The organism is Gemmata sp., assembly GCF_051859125.1.
In the GTDB taxonomy this organism is placed as follows: Bacteria; Planctomycetota; Planctomycetia; order Gemmatales; family Gemmataceae; genus Gemmata.
Genome location: NZ_JBHYGG010000057.1, coordinates 56,691 through 76,599 on the forward strand (window position 1 = coordinate 56,691; position 19,909 = coordinate 76,599).

The 19,909-nt window shown below is 71.8% G+C and carries 16 protein-coding genes; 4 read left to right on the forward strand and 12 right to left on the reverse strand.

The features are described from left to right. Window positions 1-145: 145 nt before the first annotated feature. The 10 genes from ACTIGN_RS07240 to ACTIGN_RS07285 form a co-directional block, all read right to left on the reverse strand. Window positions 146-301: a hypothetical protein gene (locus tag ACTIGN_RS07240; RefSeq protein WP_439622288.1), complete on the reverse strand. Its 156-nt coding sequence runs from the start codon at window positions 299-301 to the stop codon at window positions 146-148. A gap of 553 nt (window positions 302-854) precedes the next feature. Further along, window positions 855-1,085: an addiction module protein gene (locus ACTIGN_RS07245; RefSeq protein WP_439622290.1), complete on the reverse strand. Its 231-nt coding sequence runs from the start codon at window positions 1,083-1,085 to the stop codon at window positions 855-857. A gap of 83 nt (window positions 1,086-1,168) precedes the next feature. Further along, window positions 1,169-2,494 carry a hypothetical protein gene (locus ACTIGN_RS07250; RefSeq protein ID WP_439622292.1) on the reverse strand — a complete coding sequence of 442 codons (1,326 nt, stop codon included), beginning with the start codon at window positions 2,492-2,494 and terminating at the stop codon, window positions 1,169-1,171. Beyond that, entirely contained in the window at window positions 2,494-4,710 is a 2,217-nt protein-coding gene (locus ACTIGN_RS07255; RefSeq protein ID WP_439622294.1) for a tetratricopeptide repeat protein, read from the reverse strand. The genes ACTIGN_RS07250 and ACTIGN_RS07255 overlap by 1 nt, the downstream gene beginning before the upstream one ends. 82 nt (window positions 4,711-4,792) lie before the next feature. Further along, the gene (locus tag ACTIGN_RS07260) at window positions 4,793-5,323 is read right to left on the reverse strand and encodes an ExbD/TolR family protein (RefSeq protein ID WP_439622296.1); all 531 of its coding nucleotides are present in this window, start codon (window positions 5,321-5,323) and stop codon (window positions 4,793-4,795) included. Window positions 5,324-5,558: 235 nt separating this feature from the next. Further along, complete coding sequence (gene rpiB / locus ACTIGN_RS07265; protein WP_439622298.1) at window positions 5,559-6,017, reverse strand: ribose 5-phosphate isomerase B; 459 nt, start codon at window positions 6,015-6,017, stop codon at window positions 5,559-5,561. Further along, window positions 6,014-7,105 (reverse strand): Sua5/YciO/YrdC/YwlC family protein, encoded by a 1,092-nt coding sequence (locus tag ACTIGN_RS07270; protein WP_439622300.1) that lies wholly within the window; start codon window positions 7,103-7,105, stop codon window positions 6,014-6,016. The genes rpiB and ACTIGN_RS07270 overlap by 4 nt, the downstream gene beginning before the upstream one ends. A gap of 177 nt (window positions 7,106-7,282) precedes the next feature. After that, entirely contained in the window at window positions 7,283-7,906 is a 624-nt protein-coding gene (locus ACTIGN_RS07275; RefSeq protein WP_439622302.1) for a thioredoxin family protein, read from the reverse strand. A gap of 16 nt (window positions 7,907-7,922) precedes the next feature. Beyond that, window positions 7,923-9,650, reverse strand: coding sequence for an ankyrin repeat domain-containing protein (locus tag ACTIGN_RS07280; RefSeq protein WP_439622304.1), 1,728 nt, complete (start codon window positions 9,648-9,650; stop codon window positions 7,923-7,925). A 24-nt stretch (window positions 9,651-9,674) separates the two neighbouring features. Next, the gene (locus tag ACTIGN_RS07285; RefSeq protein WP_439622306.1) at window positions 9,675-11,522 is read right to left on the reverse strand and encodes an L-lactate permease; all 1,848 of its coding nucleotides are present in this window, start codon (window positions 11,520-11,522) and stop codon (window positions 9,675-9,677) included. 290 nt (window positions 11,523-11,812) lie between these two features. Between ACTIGN_RS07285 and ACTIGN_RS07290 the strand changes: the two genes are divergently transcribed. Further along, the gene (locus ACTIGN_RS07290) at window positions 11,813-12,247 is read left to right on the forward strand and encodes a hypothetical protein (RefSeq protein WP_439622308.1); all 435 of its coding nucleotides are present in this window, start codon (window positions 11,813-11,815) and stop codon (window positions 12,245-12,247) included. 73 nt (window positions 12,248-12,320) lie between these two features. Here ACTIGN_RS07290 and ACTIGN_RS07295 read toward each other — a convergent pair whose 3' ends face one another. Then, entirely contained in the window at window positions 12,321-12,959 is a 639-nt protein-coding gene (locus ACTIGN_RS07295) for a hypothetical protein (RefSeq protein WP_439622310.1), read from the reverse strand. Between the two features lie 320 nt (window positions 12,960-13,279). Continuing rightward, window positions 13,280-14,809, reverse strand: coding sequence for a Gfo/Idh/MocA family protein (locus ACTIGN_RS07300; RefSeq protein WP_439622312.1), 1,530 nt, complete (start codon window positions 14,807-14,809; stop codon window positions 13,280-13,282). 167 nt (window positions 14,810-14,976) lie between these two features. On the opposite strand from ACTIGN_RS07300, the gene carA reads away from it, so the two are divergent. The 3 genes from carA to ACTIGN_RS07315 all read left to right on the forward strand — a co-directional run bounded on the left by carA (window position 14,977) and on the right by ACTIGN_RS07315 (window position 19,810). Then, on the forward strand, window positions 14,977-16,101 hold the full coding sequence (gene carA, locus ACTIGN_RS07305; RefSeq protein ID WP_439622314.1) for a glutamine-hydrolyzing carbamoyl-phosphate synthase small subunit: 1,125 nt from the start codon (window positions 14,977-14,979) through the stop codon (window positions 16,099-16,101). 241 nt (window positions 16,102-16,342) lie between these two features. Then, the gene (locus ACTIGN_RS07310; protein WP_439622316.1) at window positions 16,343-17,995 is read left to right on the forward strand and encodes a TIGR02996 domain-containing protein; all 1,653 of its coding nucleotides are present in this window, start codon (window positions 16,343-16,345) and stop codon (window positions 17,993-17,995) included. A 195-nt stretch (window positions 17,996-18,190) separates the two neighbouring features. Beyond that, complete coding sequence (locus ACTIGN_RS07315) at window positions 18,191-19,810, forward strand: TIGR02996 domain-containing protein (RefSeq protein ID WP_439622318.1); 1,620 nt, start codon at window positions 18,191-18,193, stop codon at window positions 19,808-19,810. The last annotated feature ends 99 nt before the right edge of the window (window positions 19,811-19,909 follow it).

The window sequence follows — 19,909 nt, forward strand, 5'->3', positions numbered from 1 at the left end:
GGGCGGCGGATGGTAGCCAGGGGTGGAGCGAGTCCTCGAGCGGCAACCCCTGGTCCCCGGCGTCGGTTCCGGGACCAGGGGTTTGCCCGAAGCGGGCCGCACCCCTGGCTACCATCCGCCGCCCCTCCGGGGCTCAAGATCGCGATCACTCCTTCCCCAGCACGAGATCGACGACCCAGCACCCGCGGACGTGCGGCCCCGGCCCGCGGCAGTGGTCGAGCACGTCGGAGCTGTCGCACCCGGCGTCTTGCAGCGCATCAGCGAGGATCGGCATCGCGCCGAAGTCGCGCGCTTCGTACATCCCACGCGCGAGCGCGATGGACGTTGAGGTGCGCCACTCTGGTGAGAACGCCACGGGCCGGAACGGGTTGGCGAAGACGTCGCGCACAAGATTAGCCTGCCGAATCGCTTCAACTTTCACCTTCGAGGTGGATCTTCCTCCAACAGCGAACCGAGCCTGACCCGCTGCTCGGCGTATCAAATCACTCTGCACACATGCGAAAAGCACAGCAATGGCGGCACGCTTCTCCCGTTCGGTATCCCCACCTGCAAATCGACCGGCTGCTAACGCTGCCCGTTGCTCGAGGCTGAGAATGCCATCAGCAAGTGCTTCAGATGCGTCGAGTGCTTCAGTACACCGCGAGTCCTTGAGGTATAGAAGCACTCGACGAGCACAGGCACACGCGAACAGACGGTATTTGCGGCTGTCGACACAGTACGGAGAGTCGAGCAGTTCATCAGGCTGTTCGCACGCCAGCCACTCCGCTTCCGTCATCGGTCGCGCTCCGAACCCATCAACATCGGTTCGCCGTCGAACTCGCGCTGGGCGGCGCGGCGCAGGATAACGGGCGTGCTCACTTGCTGAACCTTGCGAAAGCGGCCGCGCGGACTTCCTCCCACGGGACGCAATCGTCGGGGTTGGCGGCGTGGTCCGCGAGTCGACGGTCCAGCTCCCGGCGCTTCGCGTCCGAGAGCGGCGGGCGCGGCTGCTCGGCCGCGATCGTCTCGAGGATTTCCTGGGCGAGTGCGATCCGCTCCGCGACGGTCATGCGGTCGATGCCCAACTGCTGAAGGATTGCAGACATCTCGGCCCCCGCACCCGGTGACGAACCACACCCGTACTGTACCGCGGCACTCGAATGCGTGCGAGGGCTCCGGTCGCCGTCGCCTACTTCTTCGGCGGGGGTGGGTTCTTCTTGTCGAGGTCGGCGAGCAGGTCGTCGGCGTCCTTGCGGTACACGAACCCGTCCTTGCTCTCGGACGCGGCGCGGAGGATCTTCTGCGCGTCGTCGGTCGCGCCGCGGTCGGCGAGTACGCGGGCGACGAAGTACGCCGCGTCGGGCGACAGCGCGCCGCCGGCGGTCGTGCGGGCCACCTTTTCGGCGTCGGCGGTGCGGCCGGCCTTGAACAGGCAGTACGCCAGCACCGCACGCGGCTCGCCGGCCCGCGGGTTCTGCTTCGCGTACCCCTCGGCCAGCTCCGTCGCCCGCCGCTTGCCCGTCGCGTCGCCCGACTCGGCCAGAACGAGCGCCAGGTTCACCACGCCGAACCCGAACGACGGGTGGTCCCGCACCAGCTCCTCGAACACCGCGGCCGCGGCGGGGTAGTCCTTCGCGTACCGGGCGGTGAGGCCGGTGAGCGCCTTGGTGTCGCGCGACGCGGGCTCCAGCTTCTGCGCCGCGGCGAGGTGCGCCTTTGCGGTGTCGAGCCGGCCGCGGTCGAGCAGGTACCCCGCGAGCGCTCGGTGAACCTTCGCGGCGTTCGGGTGGGCCGCGACCGCCTTGGTGTACCACTCGTCGGCCTTCGCGAAGTCGTGCTTCGCGGTCCAGAGCTGCGCCATCGACATCTGCGGCGGGTCGAGCGTCGGGTCTTCCTTGTGGGCGGCCTGGAGTTCGGCGAACGCCTCGTCGGGCTTGTCGACGAGGAACAGCGTGCGGGCGAGGCGCTGGCGGAGGGCGGCGTTCCGGGGGTCGGCGTCGAGGAGCGCGGCGAGGTGCGTCCTCACCGACGCGCTGTCCCCGCGGGCCTCGAACGCGGCGGCCAGCCCGAGCCGGGCCTCGCGCTGGTACTTCTTCTTGGTGTCGGCGTCCCACCGGGCCGAGTCGGTCGCGGCCAGCGCCGCGGTGCAGCCCAGGACGGCGTCGGTGACGCGGCCCTCGGCGAGCGCGAAGCTCGCGTTCGTGAGGAGCACGTCCGGGTGCGCCGGGTCCTCGGTCGCGGCCTGCTCGATCAGGAGCCGGGCCTGCGGGCCGTTGCCGGTCTCGACGCACCACCGTGCGGCGACCACCTTTGGGGGCGACAGCGCCGGGTTCGCCTTCGCGGCGGCCCGGAGGTGGGCGATCGCGTCGTCGAGCTTCCCGGCGAGGAACGCCTCCTTCGCCTTCTGCTCGTCGGGGGGCGGGGCTGTTTTCGGGGCGTCCTTCGGCGGCTGTGCGAAGGCGGCGACGGCGCAGAAGAGGAGGGCGGGTGCGGCCAGGGTGCGCGGCGCGGGCATCAGGGCGTCTCTTTCAGGAGCGTGAGTTTCGTGGCGATCAGCTCGGCCTGCTCGCGGCCCGAGCGGTTCGGCATCGCCTCGGCACGCGTGAGGGCCGCGCGGGCCTCGATCGGCTGGTGGTTCCGCTCGTAGGCGGTCGCCAGCGCGACCACGCACCCGGCCGTCGCGCCGGGGCCGCGGGCGGCGCGCTCCAGCAGGCGGACCGCCTCGGCGGCGCGGCCGCTCGCGAGGAGCACCGTGCCCACGACTTCGAGGTGCGCCGGCGCCGCGGTCGCCTCGGCGGCGAGGAGCGGGGCGACGGTTCGGAGCGCCGCGGCCGCGCTCCCCTCGCCCTTGAGTTGCAGTGTGGCGACCGCCGCGATCGCGTCTTGCGTGGCGCGCTGTTCGGGGGGAAGCTGGTTGATCGCCCGCAGCGCGGCGGCCACGCGGGCCGGGTTCCACACGGGCGGCTTCGACCGGTCCTCGGCGTGCGGCGCCGCGGAGAGTTCGGCGAGCCGGAACAGTGCGTCGGCCCGCGCCGCCGCCGCGCCGCCCGCGTCGGGGTCGGTCGCGAGCACGAGTTCGGCGGTCGCGGCGACCCACGCGGAACGGTCGGCGTCGGGCGGCGCGTCGAGCACGCCCCGGAGGAACGCGACCGCGGCGGCCCTGTTCTTCCCGGGCGCGGCCGCGGCCTTCTTGAACTCGTCGTCGCGGAGGAGCCACAGCCCGGTGCCGACGATTACGCGGGCGTGCAGCCGCACCAGCGCCGGGCTCGCGAGGACGGCCGGCTCGCCGAGCGCGGCGAGCGCCTCGCGGGCGTCGAAGAAGTTCCCGGCGCGGGCGTGGATGCGGGCCTCGGTGCCGCACGCCCACGGGTGGCGCGGGTCGGCGGCGCGGGCCCTGCGGCACGCGACCAGCGCCGCGTCCGGGCGGCCGACGACGAGCGCCGTCTCCGCCGCGAGGCACCACCTCACCGGGCTCGGCTTCCCGGTCTCGGCCGACTTCCACATGCGGTCGGCGAGCGCCCGGGTGGCGGCGTCGGTGCCGTACCTTGCGACGAGAGCCACAAGCTGTTCGAGCAGCACGGGCCGGTCGCCGCACGCCGCGAGGCCGTCGACGAGGTGCTGGACCGCGGCGGCCGGGTCGCCCGCCTGGAGCGCGAGGACCGCGAGCCCGCGGTACGCCTCGGGCCGCTGGGGTTCCTTCTCGCGCACCGCCAGCCACGCGCGCCGGGTCCGGTTGTCCACCGCCGCGACCAGCGACTTGAAGCGGTCGGGCGGGAGGCGGGCCGGGTCGGCGGCGCGGATGAGGGCGAGCGCGACGCGGAGCCGCGGGCCGAGTTCGGCGACCCGGGCCAGGGTGCGGGTGTCGCCGGCCGCGGTCGCCTCGCCCACGGCGTCCTCGGCGAGCCGGTCCACCGCGGCCCAGTACCCGGCGAGTTCGGGGACCGCGGCCGGGTCGGCGAACGGTTCGAGGTAACAGGTGACGAGCTGGACCTTGGCCGCGGCGGGCGCGGCGGCGGCGGCCGCGGTGCGGGTGAGCGGGACGAGCTTGCGGAGGGCGACGGCCCGCAGGCCGGTCGCGTCGCGGCCGGTGGCGTCGAACAGCCGCAGCGCGTAGAGGACGCCGTTGAGGCGGACCCCCGCGGCCGGGTCCTCGGGGTCGGGGAGCAGCGCGAGTTCCCGCTCGGCCGCGGCCGGGTCGCGGAGGTCCTGGAGCGCGTGGTGCGCGACGTAGCACCGGGCGAGCCAGTTCTTGGGGTACGTCGCGAGCACCTTCTCGGCCTCGCGGGCGGCCTCGGGGAGCCGCTCGGCGGCACGGTGGTGCGCCATCAGCACGGCGGCGAGTTCGGGCGCGTCCGCGTCGGCCGAGCCGCGGTCGATCATCTCGCGGTACCGGGCCGGCGTTGGGTCGGCGGGGTTGGCGGCCGCCGCGGCCGCGAGCGCCGCCCGCATCCCGTCGAGGTCGGCCCTCTGCGCCGCGGCGGTGTAGGCCCCCCACGCGGAGGCCGTGGCGTGGACCGCGTCGCGCTTCTTGAGGTGGACGCTCGCGTACACTGCGCCCGCGACCGACCCGACCGCCAGCACCAGCACGAACCCGGCCCGGAACCACAGCGGCTGCCTCGCGACCTCGCGCATCGCCGCGACGAACGGCGCGGCGGCCGCGGCGCGGGCGCGGGCGAACCGGCTCGGGGGTGCGTCGGGCGGTGCTGGGGCGGTCGGCGGCGCTGGCGTCATCGAGGTGTCCGCGGGGTCGGGCGACGTGTCGCGGCGGGGCGGAGCGTGGGCCCCGGGGCGACACGAAAGAGCGTCGCCAGTGTCAACGGCGCTCCCTGTCGAGCGGGGTCGTCGAGACGTCGGTGAACCCGGCCTGCACCGCGGCGTCGAACACCTGCACCACCGGTGCCTGCAACAGCTTGTTGCCGATCTCGATCGTCAACTTCGGGGGCGGGATCTTCGTCCCGCGGGCCGCCGCGGCCTCGCGCCGCTTCGTCTCGGCCGCGACGAGGCCCTTCAGTTCCTTGAGCAGCGCGGCGGGGTCGGCCCCGAGGTTCTTGTCGTCGGCCCCCAGCTCGGACCGCAGCGTGATCTTCTCGATGGTGCCCTTGTCGGACGCCGTGACCTGCACGACGAACCGCGCGGGTTTATCGTCTTCGACGTCCAGCGGTTCCTTGATCTCCTGTCCCGTCATGCTCTCCAGCGGCGGGAGACGCAGCGCGATCTGCCCCTCGGTGGGCGACGGGCGGAACGTGAGGATGAAGAACGCCAGGAGCTGGAACGACATGTCCAGCATCGGGGTGATGGGCAGGTCCGGCTCGACGAGTTCGGTGACGCTGCGGCGCGAGGACATGGGGGGCGCTCCGGGTGCGAAGTGTGCGGGCCGCAGGGTCACCCGCGGCCCGGCACTCCGTTCTAGCACGCCGCCGACCGTTCGCCAATCAGAATCACTCCGCCGGGGAACCGCAGGTGGCTCTCGGCAGGTCACTCGCTCCGCGGGTCATCCCGGGGCCGATTCGCGACCCCCGGGAACCTCCGGGGCGCCGGGGTGCGACTCGCGGAGCGAGTCGCCTACCGTATGGCCGCACTCACTTGCCCTGCGGGTCGTGGGCCTTTTCGTAGGCGGCGACCTTCTCGATGCGGCGGGCGTGGCGGCCGCCCTCGAAGTCGGTGGCGAGCCACGACTGCACCATGCGCTCGATCTGCTCCTCGCCGATCAGGTCGGCCGAGAGGCACATGACGTTCGCGTCGTTGTGGCGGCGGCTCAACTCGGCGTCCACGATGTCGCGGCAGTTGGCCGCGCGCACCCCGCTGACCTTGTTGGCGGCGATGCACATGCCGTGGCCGGTCCCGCAGATCAGGATGCCGCGGTCCACCGCCCCGGTGCGGACCGCCTCGGAGACCGTGATCGCGAAGTCCGGGTAGTCGACGCTCGCCTGCCCGGCGGCGCCCATGTCGCGGCCCTCGTGGCCGAGGTCCTTGAGCAGCGCGAGCAGCCGGTGCTTGATCCCGACCCCGCGGTGGTCGTTCCCCACGGCGATCTTCATTGGCCTGTCCACTCCGGAAGTAGGCGTTCCAGGTTCGCGAGGATGGTCCGGGCGCACGCGCGGTACACGTCGGTGCCCGCGCCGATCGGGTCGTCGAGGTCGGCGTCGCCGCACAGCAGCCGCGGCGCCGGCCCGACCCCCGGGAACCGGGCCGCCAGCGCCGCCGCGTGCCCCCGGGTCATCGTAATCACGTCGTCGGCCGCCGCCAGCAGTTGCGGGTTCACCGCCCGGCTCTCGTGCCCGTCGAGCCGCGCCCCGAACTCGGCCGCCACCGTCACCGAGTCGTCGGCCGCCGGGTCGCCCCCGTGCGTCGCCACCCCCGCCGAGAGCATCCAGAGCCCGCGGCGGGGCAGCTCCTCGGGGTCGCACCCGAGCTTGTCGGCCAGCAGCTTCTTCGCGAGCGCCTCGGCCAGCGGGCTGCGGCACGTGTTCCCGGTGCAGACGAACAGCACGATCCGGGCGGCGAACTTCTCCAGTTCCTCGACCGCGAACAGGCCGGGCTCCGTAACCTCGAACCCCGCGCCGCGGAACGTCGCAACGGTCGGCGTGCCCGCGACCTCCAGTTCCCCCGCGGACACCGCCATCGCGCCGTCGTCGTCGGCCAGGTCGAGCGCGGCCTCGGCGGTCGGCCGGAACGTGTCCGCGACCAGCACCGGGAGCGTCAGCGCCGGGACCAGCGCCTCGCAGACCGGGTGCTCGGGGCACCGGAACCGCACGGGGCCACCGGCGGCGAGCGCGTCGCGGACCGCGGCCGGCCACTCGGTCGGCCACCGCGGGTCGCCCGCGACGGCCAGGGCGAGCGGCCCCGGCCACGCCCGGTACATGAGCCGCCGCGCCACCGTCGAGACCGGGAGCCCGAGCCCCTGCGGGTCCTCGGCGTTCCACGCCAGCACGGCCGGGGGGGCCGCGCCGCCGGCGGCGAGGGCCGCGAGCTGCCGGGCCGCGTCGGGGGCGGCCGGGTTGACCAGCGCGACGTACCCGCAGTCCCCGGGGAGCACGACGACCCGGCCGGCCTCGATCGCCTCCCGGGTCACGCTCAGCACTTCGGCGGGGTCGACGGCCGGGTTCCAGTCCAGGACCGTCGCCATGTCTGTACGTCTCCGGTTCGGCCGGCGAGGGGCAAGACTCAGAACCAGAGGACGGACGCTCGGAGCGACAGGGCCAGAAGACGACGACGAGCCCGTTTCGTTTCCTGCTGTTCTGTCCGCCGGGCCCCTGTCCTCTGGTTAATGTATTGCGGCCGGCGCGAATTGTCACGGGGCGGGTCAATCGTCCTTCTTCGGGTTGAACTTGATGCGGCACCCGGCGGCGGCGCTGGTCTCGGCGGCCTCGACCTTCTTCCCGGCCAGCGCGGCCGCCACCGCGGCCTCGACGTACCTGGTACTGGGTTCTTCCGGCGGCGACTTGTCGTCGAGCGCCCCGGCGTAGAGGACGGTGCGATCCCTGCCGAGGACGAAGAACTCGGGGGTGTAGGTCGCGCCGTACCTGCGGGCGATCTCCTGGGTCGGGTCGAACAGGTACGCGAACGGGAACTTCTTCTTCTCGGCGCGGACTCTCATGGCGGGGAGCGCGTCGTCGCGGCCCGTGTTCACGTTGATGGCGACGACCGCGACCTTCGCGTCCGGCCCGGCGTGCGCGGCGGCGAGCGCGACGATGCGGTCCTCGTAGTCCTTCGCGACCGGGCAACTGTTGCAGGTGAACACGACGACGACGACCTCCTTGTCCTTGAGGTCGGCGAGCGCGTGCTTCTTGCCGTCGGTCCCTTCGAGCCCCTCCCACGCGGGGGCCGCGTCGCCCGGCGCGAGCACCTTGTTGAACTTCCCCGGCCCCGCACCCGCGAGCGACGGGGCGGCGAGTAGCGCGACGAGCAACGTGAGCAGTCGGGTCATGGGTCGGCCTCGTGGGTTACTTCGCGCCGCGGCTCTTGAGGAGCGCGACGATGTCGGGGTCCGAATACGTGTTGGTGTACCCGAGGGGCGTCTTCTCGTCCTTGTCGGCAGCGTTGGCGTCGGCCCCGGCAGTGAGCAGCAGGCGGACGGCTTCGACGTTCTCGCGTTCGACCGCCACGTGCAGGGGCGTGCGGCCGTTCTTGTCCGCAGCGTTCACATCGGCCTTCGCGTCCAAGAGGGCCTCCGCTACCGCGTGCTTGCCCGATTCGACCGCGTCGTGGAGCGGGGTTCGACCGTCCCCGCTCCGGGCGTTGACGTCCGCTCCTGCGCCGATGAGTTGATTCGCGACTGCCGCCGTTTCAGCCGAGTGGAGGAGTGCATATCCGGAGTGCCTTTGCCAGTTGACGTTGGCCCCGCGGCGGAGCAGCAGCTCGATGGTACTTGGGTGCCTCCCCCAGACCCCGGCCATCAGTGCGCTGTTGTCCCCGGCCTCGATCGGGACGCCCATGTCGAGGAGGAGCGCAACGAGGTCGTTGTGGCCCTTGAACGCGGCCATTTCCAGCACCGAAAAGTGCTGATGGGTCGCAAATGCGAGCAGCGGCACGGCCTCGATCAGCATTCGCGCGTACGCCTCGTCGCCGATCTCGAGCGCCGAGAACAGGTCCAGGGGAACGCCCGCGTTGCGGAGGATGCGGATCACGGCGGCGCGGTTGTCGCCCCCGGCTCGGGACATGGCGACCATTCCGGTAGTTCCGCGAACGCTGGCCTTCTGATCGAGTAGGAACCGGATCATCTCGACCCGCCCGAACATGGCCGCGCACTGGAGCGGTGTCTCCCCCAGCAGCGCGTCACGGCTGTTCATGTCCGCGCCGGCTTCGAGCAGTAGCTTTGCCGTCTCGACGTGGCCCTTGTCCGCTGCGTAGTGCAGGAGCGTTTGCCCGTTATCCGTCATGAATCCTTTTGAGTAGCGAATGGGCTTGAACCGGCCCTTGGACTTGGCCCCGGCCGTGAGGAGGACGCGAACGACGTCCGGATGGGCGAGGGCGTAAAAGAGTGCCGGGTTCGGTGACCGGTCCTCGTCGACCGCGTTCGGGTTTGCCGCGCTGTCGAGTAAAAGTTGCACGGTGGGGGCGTGGCCGCCGCTCACCGCTGCGACTACGAGTTTGTCGTTCCGGGCCAGGGCGGGGGCGGCCAGAAGCGCCGCACGAAGACGGTTCGTGTCGCCGATGAATGCGGCCGTGAGGGGGTCACACGTCGCGCCCGCGGCGACGAGCACCCGGGCGACGCCCAGGTGGCGGGCCGCGTCAGGCAGTATGTATCGCCCGCACTGGTCCACGGCATCGGCCAGGGGCGTTCTCCCGTGCTGGTCTCTGGCATCGATGTCCGCGCCGTTGGCGATGAGGAACCGTGCCACGCTCGGCGTCGATGCGAAGTGGAGTGGGGTTCTTCCGTGAATGTCCGAGGCGCCCGTCCTGGCCCCGCGACGCAGGAGGTACCGGGCCAGTTCCGCGTCCCCGCACTCGGCCGCGGAGTGGAGCGGGGTGCGTGCGAAGACGTCGCTCCGGGTGCGGGCCAGCGCCGGCTTCGCAGCGAGGCACCGCTTGGCCTTCTCCAACTCACCCGGCTCACGCTCCCCCCGACCCAACAGGAAGTGGAACCGGGCGACCTCGTCGGCTGAGACGTCGCCGGGCGGGTCGACCGCGACGAGGGCCATTGCGAGCGAGCCGGCGAGCAGTGCCATCATGGCAGACCTCGGTGAGTGCTTCTCCTACTTAGGTACCATCAGCGTAAACGGGTACACGAACGCTTGCAGCGCCGTGAGCAGGCCGACGATGCTCGCCAGCAGGATGCTGTGCCCGATCACCGCCTTGAAGATGTCCGCCTCCTTGCCGATCTGGTTCGTGCCGGCCGTCGCCACGCAGATGCTCTGCGCGTCGATCATCTTCCCCATCACGCCGCCGGTGCTGTTCGCCGTGCAGATCAGCGTCTGCGCCTGGTCGAGAGTCAGGTTCGACATCGCCCCCTCGTGGTGGGCGGTCCACACCTCGGTCGCGGTGATCTTCTGCAAGCCGCCGAACAGCGCGTTGCTCCCCGCGTCGGTGCCGGTCAGGAACACGCCGAGCCAGCCGAGCATCGCGGCGAAGAACGGGTACAGCACCCCCGTCGCGGCGAACGCCACCCCGAGCGTCGCGTCCATGCCGGCGTACTTGGTGACGTAGCTGAGCCCGAGCATGAACGCGATCGTCGGGATCGGGATCCGCATCTGGTACACGGTCTTGCGGACCACGCTCGCGACCTGCGTCGCCGACATGCGGAGCAGGAACATCGACAGGACCGCGCCGAGCAGCACCGGGGTGCCCGGGGCGGTGAGCCAGGTGAACTTGAACACCGCCGCTTCGAGCTTGTCCTCGTCCTTCGTGCCGGGCGGCACGAGCGCCTCGGCCCGCTGCACCTGCTTGTGCAGGCCGGCGATCGGCACGTCGTAGTACGACTTGAGCCCGAACAGGTCGAGCGGGCCGCCGCTGTCCTTCTCCAACTGCTTGACGACCCCGGACCCGACGAGGCACAGCGCCATCAGGATCCACGGCATCCACGCCAGCGTGACCGACCCGAGCGTGAGCGGCGCTTCTGATGCGGGCGTCTTCGGCGCTTCGAGCAACTCGCGAACCTCTTCCTGGGCGTGCTCGGCCTGGAAGTCGTGCCCGTGCTTCTTGTCCTCACTCCGCGGTGCGGGTTCGGTGGCCTGCGCTTCCTCCGGGAACCGCCACTGGGCCCTGGGCTTCCACACGAACTTGAGGAACAGCGCCAGGGTGACGAGCGAGAAGATGCCGCCGCCGATGTCGGTGAGCTGCCAGATCGGGGGGAACCCGTAGGCGTGGGCGGTCGCGAAGATGAACTGGAACACCGCGAACGACCCGCCCCCGACCGCCAGCGCCGGCCAGATCGCGAGCGTCTCGCGCCACGTGCACATCGTCTTGACCATGTACAGCGGGATCAGGCACGACAGGAACGGGAGCTGGTGCCCGCACATGATGCTGATCTTGTCGGCGTCGATGCCGCTGGACGTTTGCAGCGTCATGATCGGCACGCCGAGCCCGCCGTAGCACACCGGGGAGGTGTTCGCGATCAGGCAGATGACCGCGGCCCGGAACGGCGGCACCCCGAGCCCGACGAGCATGGCCCCGCAGATGGCGACCGGCGACCCGGCCCCGGCGGCCCCCTCCATGAACGCGCCGAACGCGAACCCGATGAGCACCGCCTGGATGCGGGCGTCCTGGCTCAGGCTCCCGATCGACCGGCGGATGACGGTGAACTGCCCGGTCTCGACGGTGATGTTGTACAGCACCATCGCCGCGAACACGGTCCACCCGATCGGGAGCAGCCCGAACGCGGCCCCGTACACGAACGACGCGCCGGCCATCTCCAGCGGCATCCCGTACACGGTCGCGGCCAGCACGAGGGCCACGACGCTCCCCGCGGCCCCGGCCCAGCTCGCGAGCCACCGGCGGCCGACGAGCAGGTAGAAGAGCACGAGCACCGGCAGCGCGGCGACGATCGTGGAGAGGACCCGGACCCCGAGCGGGTTCAGATCCTGAACGTAGGCGGCGAGCAGCATGGGAGAGCTCTGTGGCGGGTGTGACATTCCGAATCTATGCGGCCGCCGGGGTCCGGGCCAGAACCGTGTTCGCGTTCCGGCCGCGCCACCGGCCCGATCGGCACAGTCCCTTTGTCCCCTCGCGGGGGGCGGCGGGGCGGGTGGTAAAGTGGTCCGCTCCCGTTAAGTGGGCGGTTTGGGGGCGTCGAGAGAAGGTGCGTGACCCGTAGCGTTCAGGTCGACCTTTCCCACACCACCGGGACCCACCTGCGGCGGGACCGCCGACGCCCGGTTGATACGGAGACTCCGCGATGACGCGTTCACACAAGGCCCTGGGTCTGGTGCTGGTGATGTTGGTCGGGGCGTGGGGGTGCTCGAAGGCCCCGGCCCCGACCGGCGACGAGCGGAACCCGGCCCTCGAGGCCAAGGCCAAGCGGCTCGACGAGGACTTCCGCGCCGCGGCCGCGGCCCGCGACCAGTTCCGGCTCCGGGCGCTGGCGGCCGAGGAGAAGGTGTCGGCGGCCGAGAGCCGTGCGACCGCCCTCCAGGCCCAGCTCGACGAGGCCCGCGCGTCGGCCTCGACCGTCCGCGCCGAGCGCGACAGCATGGCGGCGCAGTACGAGTCGTTCCGCACGAACATCAAGAGTCTGCTGGGCCAGGCCGAGAGCAGCCTGAACAAGCCGACCGGCCCGGCGACACCGACCAGCCCCGCCAGCCCGCCCCCGCCGTCGGCGCTGAGCAACTGAGTACCGGGGGGCACCAGCGGCCGCGGGCGTCGAGCCGCCTCGACGCCCGCGGCCGTTTCGTTTGCGCCGCGCGCTACTTGGTGGGGATGTCGAGCGAGTACCGCACCTTGGTGACCGCGCCCTTCTCGTCGGTGGTGACCACGAACCCCTTGAACTTGTCGAAGAACTTGCCGCGGACGAACGTCCACTCGGTCCCCTTGTGCCGCACCTGCTTCACCGCCGCACCGCCGTCGTCGAACCCGTCGGACAGCGGGTAGAGCGCTTCGGTCGCTGCCTCGAAGACGATCGCGTCGGTGTCGTTCAGGAGCTTGAAATCCGGGTTGATGATCGCCTTGAGTTCGGGCATGTCCTGGTTCGTGGACAGGTCCTTCAGCGCGACGATCGCGTCGCCGTTGCGGCTGACTTGGAGCGGGAACCGGTTGTTGTTGACCGTCAGCTCCACGCGGTACACCTTCACGACGAACACCTTGGCGACGGCGGGGTCCTTCACCAGCGTGGGCTTCACCTTGATGAGCTTGCTGAGGTTGGCCTCGAAGAACTTCTGGGTCTCCGCGTCCGCCTCTTCGAGTGCGGGGGCCTTCGCGTCCGGCTTCGGCTCGCGGGGGGCCGGCGGCGGCGCTTGCGCCGGGGCCGGTTCCGGTTTGGTGTCGGCGGGCTTGTTGTCGCAGGCCGTGAGTGCGAGTGCGAACAGGCCGGCGGTGAGGGCGCGCATGTCAGTTCCCGGTGGTGAAGGGGGCACCAGGGGGTGATGGTACGCCCGGAGTGCGGCGCACGCAACGAACGCGGACCGGGGGTGAGCCTCCTGGTTCGGGCGAGCGGGGGACGTGAGTCCCCCGGTAGAACCGCAATTCCACACACCGGCGGCCTCATCCCGGATCGGTTGGATTCGTGTTGGCCCGAGCCCGAGCGCCGAGCGAGGGTTCACGTTGACCCTCGCTCGGCGCTCGGGCTCGGACCCGGACACCACGGTTCCGGTTCACTCGGACTTGGCATCACGTCCCCCGCTCGCCAGGGTCCAGAGTTCACCGCGCGCTACGCCGGGTCCTTCCCGTTCACCCACGGGCCGGCGAGCTTCTGGTGCGGGGGCGGGGCGAGGGTGCTGCCGGCGTCGCCGCCGGACCAGCCGAACACCTGGTTCGGCTTCGCACGCGCCTTGCTCCGCTGCTCGTGGCGCAGCGCCCACCCGGGATCGGTCGAGGTGACGGTGCGGCGCTCGCGGTCCCAGAACTGCGCCTGACCGGTGCGGTAGCTCTGCGCCGCCATCGCGGTCGTCGCGACGGCGACCGCGCCGAGGTCCGGCGGGCAGAAGGTCGACTGCTGCCGCGCCCGCACGCACGCCAGGAAGTTCTCCCACAGCGCCTCGGTCTCGTTCCGCGGCGGCTCGACCGACACCACTTCGGCCGGCGTGAGCGGCGCTTCGAGCCGCGCGGGGAACGTCGCGCCGCGGTTCGGGTCGTCGCGGAACACCTGGAACCCGCCCTTCACGAACTTGAGCGCCCCGAGCCGCCCGCGGATCACCTCTTCGACCGGGTAGCCGGTGACCGTCGCCGCGGTCAGCACGAGCTGGCAGCCCTCGTCGTAGTCGGCGACCAGCGTGCCGACGTCGGGCACGGAGCGGCCGTCGAGTTCGAGGTACGTCCCGCCGCCGGCCGTGACGCGGGCCGGGAACCGCACCCCCATCGCCGCCGACAGGTGCGCGACCGGGTGCGTGAGCAGGTCCGCGAATGGGCCGGACGAGAACGCCCACAGCGTGCGCCACTGCGCGAACGCGGCCCGGTCGAACGGCTGCTCCTTGGGCGTCGGGCCCAGGTGCTTGCCGGCCAGCTCAAACTTGTGGCCGAGGAACAGGTCCCAGTCCACGGTCTTCGGGGTCATCTCCTTGGCGAGCCGGTAGAACCGCCACTGGCCGCGGGCGTCGTTGCGGAAGATGCCCCCTTGCGCGTGTGCGACGTGGCCGATGCCGCCCTGGCGGACCGTGTCGAACGCCCGCACCCACACGCCGTCGGCCATCGACTGCACGCCGACGGTCACGACCCGGCCGGTCCGCTGCCACGCGTCGCACACCGCGACCGCCTCCTCGGGCGTGTGCGTCATCGGCTTCTCGACGTACACGTCCTTCCCGGCGTTCAGCGCGTCGACCGTCATGCGGCCGTGCCAGTGGTCGGGGGTCGCGATGCACACCGCGTCCACGTCCTTGCGGTCGAGGACCATGCGGTAGTCCTTGGTGACGCGAGTGCGGTCGCCGACGTCGAGGCCGCACTTGCGGGCCGACGGGAACAGCCCCTGGGCGTACCGCCGGCGGGTGACCTTGCCGCCGAAGTTTACCTCGTACTCGTCTTCGAGCCCGTCCCAGGCGTCGCACACGGCGGCCGCCGCGACCGGCTTCCCCTCCGCGGCGAACCGGTTCACGAGGTCGATGTGCGCCTGCGCGCGGCCCCCGCACCCGAGGAACCCGACGCGGACGCGGTCGTTGCTGCCGCTGACCTTGGCGTAGCTGGCGGCCGACAGCGACAGGGCCGCGGCGGACCCGAAGAACGTGCGGCGGTCGAGGGGTGACGGCATGGCGGTGGTTCGTGGCGAGCGGCGGGTAGGGAGGGTGGGCTGCGATCTTCGACGCACGAGCCGGGCGTTTCGTTCCCGACATCATACCCGCGGGCGCCCGCGGTCCGTATCATTCTTCTGATTTGGGCTCGCGACCAGCGGCCCGACCCGAGGACAGACGCACCACGATGAGCACCCCCACTGCGCGAACGGCGAAACTGGCCCTGGCCGACGGCACCGTGTACACCGGCCGGGCGTTCGGAGCCCCCGGCGAGACCTGCGGCGAGGTCGTGTTCAACACCTCCATGATGGGCTACCAGGAGGTGCTCACCGACCCGTCGTACACCGGTCAAATCGTCACGATGACGTACCCGCTCATCGGCAACTACGGCACCACCGCCGCCGACCAGGAGTCGGGCCGGGTGCAGGTCGCCGGGTTCGTGGTCCGCGAACTCACCCGCGTGCCGAGCAACTTCCGCAGCGACTGCGACCTCGACGCCTACCTCAAGAAGAGCGGCGTCACCGGCATTGAGGGGATCGACACGCGGTCGCTCGTCCGCCGGTTACGGGTCCGCGGCGCGATGAACGGCGTGCTGAGCACCGCCGACCTCGACGACGCCTCGCTCGTCGCCAAGGCCCGCAAGTTCCCCGGCATGGAGGGCCGCGACCTCGTCAGCGAGGTGGTGCCCAAGAAGGCGTTCGAGTGGAGCGAGGGGTTCGGCCAGTTCGCCGAGCACGTCATCCCGGCGCACAAGGCCGACCGGCACGTCGTCGCCGTGGACTACGGCATGAAGTGGAACATCCTCCGGTGCCTCACGCAGGTCGGGTGCCGGGTCACCGTCGTCCCCGGCACCGCGACCGCCGACCAGATCCTCGCGCACAAGCCCGACGGCGTGTTCCTCTCGAACGGCCCCGGCGACCCGGCCGCCGTCGGGTACGCCATCGAGGCGGTGAAGGGGCTGATCGGCAAGAAGCCGGTGTTCGGCATCTGCCTCGGGCACCAGTTGCTCGGCCTCGCGGTGGGGGCGAAGACGTTCAAGCTGAAGTTCGGGCACCGCGGGTCGAACCAGCCGGTGCTCGACGAGCGCACGGGGAAGGTGGAGATCACGACGCAGAACCACGGGTTCTCGGTGGACCCCGCGACGCTCCCGTCCGACATGGAGGCGACGCACGTCAACCTGAACGACCGCACGCTCGAGGGGATGCGGCACAAGACGCTGCCCGCGTTCAGCGTGCAGTACCACCCCGAGGCCGCCGCCGGCCCGCACGACTCCAGCTACCTGTTCGAGGAGTTCCGCCGGATGATGGGGTGAGGGGCCGCTGCAACAGGGGCGAGCCGTTCTCAGCGCGTCGGAAGAGATCCTGCCTACGGTGTTCGACGCATGCGCCCGCTGCCGGTTGCTCGTTCGTCCGTTGCAAGAGTTGGTACAGGACGCCTGGGTCGGATGAAGTGAGGCGTGCGAGTAGGTCGCGGGTTTCCCAGCAGTTCCAACCGCTCGCGGCGCGCCGGGACGGGCTTCACACGGCCGCGGCACCGGTTATGATGCCCAGGGTATGACCGACGAAGCCGCCCTGCTGAAAGCCATCGTCGCGCACCCGGACGAGGACACCCCCCGGCTCGTGTACGCCGACTGGCTCGACGAGAACGCGCCGGACGCCGCGCCCTCGCCGGCCGCGGGGCCGTCGGCGCGGGCCGAGTTCATCCGCGTCCAGTGCCGCCTCGCCGCCGGCGCGTTCGACGCCCCGGACTACCCCGAACTCCTCGAACGCGAACTCGACCTCGCCGACTGGCTCTCGGCGCACACCCCGGACCCCAACGAGCCCCTCTTCGGCACCGACGGCGACACCCGCGTCCGGGTCGGCGGGTGGGACCAGAGCCGCCGCGGGTTCAACGAGGTGTACTGCTTCGACGACTACGGCGGGTCGGCCGACGAGACCATCGGCGCGCTGGTCGCGGCCCTCGACGACGCGTTCCGGCGGACCCCCGGGCGGAGCCTGGTCCTCGACGGCGCGACGACCGAGGAGGTCGAGCGGTTCGCCGCGCACCGGGCGTTCCGGCACCTCCGCGGGCTGTACATCGACTACCTCGACGACGGGGACGAGGACCCCGCTGTCGCCGCGATCGCCGGCTCCCAACACGCGGCCGGGCTCCGGCGGCTGTACCTCGACCTGATGATCGGCGAGGACGGGTGCCGGGCGCTGGCCGGGTCGCGGCACCTGGGCACCCTCGAAGAGCTCGTCATCGACTTCCCGATCTCGGCCCGGTCCCTCAAGGCGTTCCACGGGGTGAAGTGGTTCCGCAACCTGCGGCGGCTCCACCTGTGGAGCGGGTGGGGCGGCCGCAGCGACGTGGTCCGGGCGCTGGCCGACTTCCCGCCCATGCCCCGGCTCGTGTCGCTGACGCTCGACGGGCTCGGGAACGTGTCGGCCGCGGCGGTCCGCAAGCTGGTCGCGAGCGAGGCGTTCCCGAAGCTGGCGCACCTCGAACTGTCCGGCAACGGGCTCCAGCACGACGTGGTCGCCGCGCTCGCGAAGGCGAAGTGGCCGCTGCGGCACCTCGCGCTGGAGCAGGGCCACGCCCGCCGGGCCGGGTGCGAGGCGCTCGCCGGGGCCGCGTTCGCCCGGACCCTCCGCGTCCTGAGCCTCCGCGAGTCCGGGGTCACCGCCGGGGGCGTTCAGGCGCTGGCCGACGCCGGGTCGCTCGCCGGGCTGCGGCACCTCGACCTGTCGGGCAACCCGATCGGCCCCGGCGGGCTCGCCGCGATCGCCGCGAGCGGGACCCTCACCGGGCTGCGGGCGCTGAACCTGGGCCGGACCAACCACGCCCGCGGGCCGATCGCCGCCCGGCACGTCGTCGAGTTCCTGTCGTCGCTCGCCGCGCCCGAGCTGCGGCACCTGAACCTGAGCGCGCTGCCCGTGGCCGTCCGCGGCGCGCGGGTGCTGGCGACGGCCCCGGCGTTCGCGAACCTCACCCGGCTCCAACTCGAGAGCTGCGCACTCGGGGCCGCCGGGACCGCGGCGCTGGCCGAGTCGAAGACGCTCGCGAACCTGACCCACCTCGACCTGCACGGCAACAAGGTCGGGTCCGGGGCCGGGAAGCTCGCGAACCCGAAGGTGTTCCCGCGGCTCGGGTACTGCCGGCTCGGCCACGGCGTCCCGAGCAAGACCGCGTGGCGGCTCACCCGCCGCCCCGGGGTGGTGCTGTGACGCGATTGCGAGGTTCGAGTTCAATGTTTAGGAGTGACGCAGTGGGCTTGGTGGGGCAGACATTCTTGTCTGCCTCGTGAGGCGACTGGAGGCAGACAAGAATGTCTGCCCCACGAGAACCGGGCGAGCCGGGAGCGTCAGCGACCGGAGTTCTTCACTTGAAACTTTGAACTCGAAACTCGAAACTCCGGCCCTATGACCGACGGCGACGCACTCTACCGGGCCGTGGTCGCGCACCCGGACGACGACACCCCGCGGCTCGTGTACGCCGACTGGCTGGAGGAGCACGACCGCGGCGAGGAGGCCGAGTTCGTCCGCCTCGGGTGCCGGCTCGAGTCCGCAGCCCCGGACCACCCCGAGTACGCCGACTGGCAGGCCCGGCACCAGGAGCTGACGACCCGGCTCGCGGCGCACGCCCCGGGGCCGCAGTTGAAGTACCGGGCCGGGCTCCAGGTCTCCGGCGGGGCGGGGTGGTGGCGGTTCACCCGCCGCGGGTTCCCGTCGTTCCTCGAGTTCGACGGCAACCACCACGCCGGGCTGAGGGCGGTTCGCGACCTGGCCGCGAGCCTGGAGCAGGCGCTCGACGAGATCCCGACCCGCTGGCTCGCGGTGCGGCACCTCACCAACGACCAGCTCCGCGAGTTGCTCCGCCAGCCCGTCGTCGCGCGGCTCGACCGCCTCACGGTCCAACTGTACGCGACCGGCGAGCCCAATAACGACGCGGCCCGGTTCCTAGCCGACTGCCAGCACCTGAAGAACCTCCGCGGGCTCGTCGTCGCGTTCCCGTTCGGGGACGCCGGGGCCGCGGCGCTCGCCGGCTCGGAGCACCTCGCCCGGCTGGAGTACCTCAACGCCCGGTGCGACGGGCTCACGCCCGCCGGTGCCCGCGCGCTCGGGACCGGCGCGTGGCGGCCGGCGCTCCGGACGTTCCGCGCCGAGGGGCTGCTGCTGGGCGCGTTCGAGGCGCTGTGCGGGGCGGGACCGTTCCCTACCCTGCACACGCTGGACCTGACCGGGTGCGCCACGCGGCTCCCGGAGTGGGAGGCGTTCGCGCGGTCGGCGGCGTTCCCGAACCTCAGTTGCCTGAAGCTGGAGCGCATCAACCTCGGCGGCGGCTCGGCGGAGCGACTCCTCGGCGCGCCGTGGTTCCGCCCGGCCCATCTGAGCCTCACTGGGTGCGGCCTGTTGAGCCCCGGGGCACGGGCGCTGGCCGCGGCCCCGTGGCTCGGCGGCCTCCGGTCACTGTGCGTCCGCGTGAACGTCCTCGGGCCGGCCGACGTCGCGTTGCTGGTCCGCAGCCGGGCGCTCACCGGGCTGAAGCACCTCGACCTGTCGAACAACGAAGTGGGCACGACCGCGCTCCACGCGCTCGCGAAGAACCCGGCGCTGCGGGGGCTCCTCGAACTCGACCTCGCTGGGCACTCGCTCCACACCGGCGACCGCGTGACCCCGCAGCACTTCGAGGAGTTCCTGACGCGGCTCGACCTGCCGCACCTGCGGGCGCTCTCGCTCAACGGTCGGCCCATCGGCCCGGCCGCGGCCCGCGCGCTCGCCGCGGACAAGTTCGCGACGCTGACCCGGCTCGACCTCGGGGCGTGCCGCCTCACCGACGCCGCGGTTCAGGCGCTCCTCGCGGCCCCAGCGCTGCAGAACCTCGTCGAGTTGCGACTCAACAGCAACAACCTGAGGACCGGCCCGGAGCCGCTCGCCGACCGCCGCGTGCTGCCGCGGCTCGGCTCGTGCTCGCTGGACGACAACCGCGTGCCCCCGGAACTCGCCAAGCGGCTCACGCGCCGCCCGGGGGTGTCGGTGTGAGGTGGCGTTGCTCTGTTGAGTCATTCGCTTCACGCGGGCCGCCACGGAGGGCGGCCCCTACAAATTCAAAGGCAAAAGGCTCGGTAGGGGCCGCCCTCC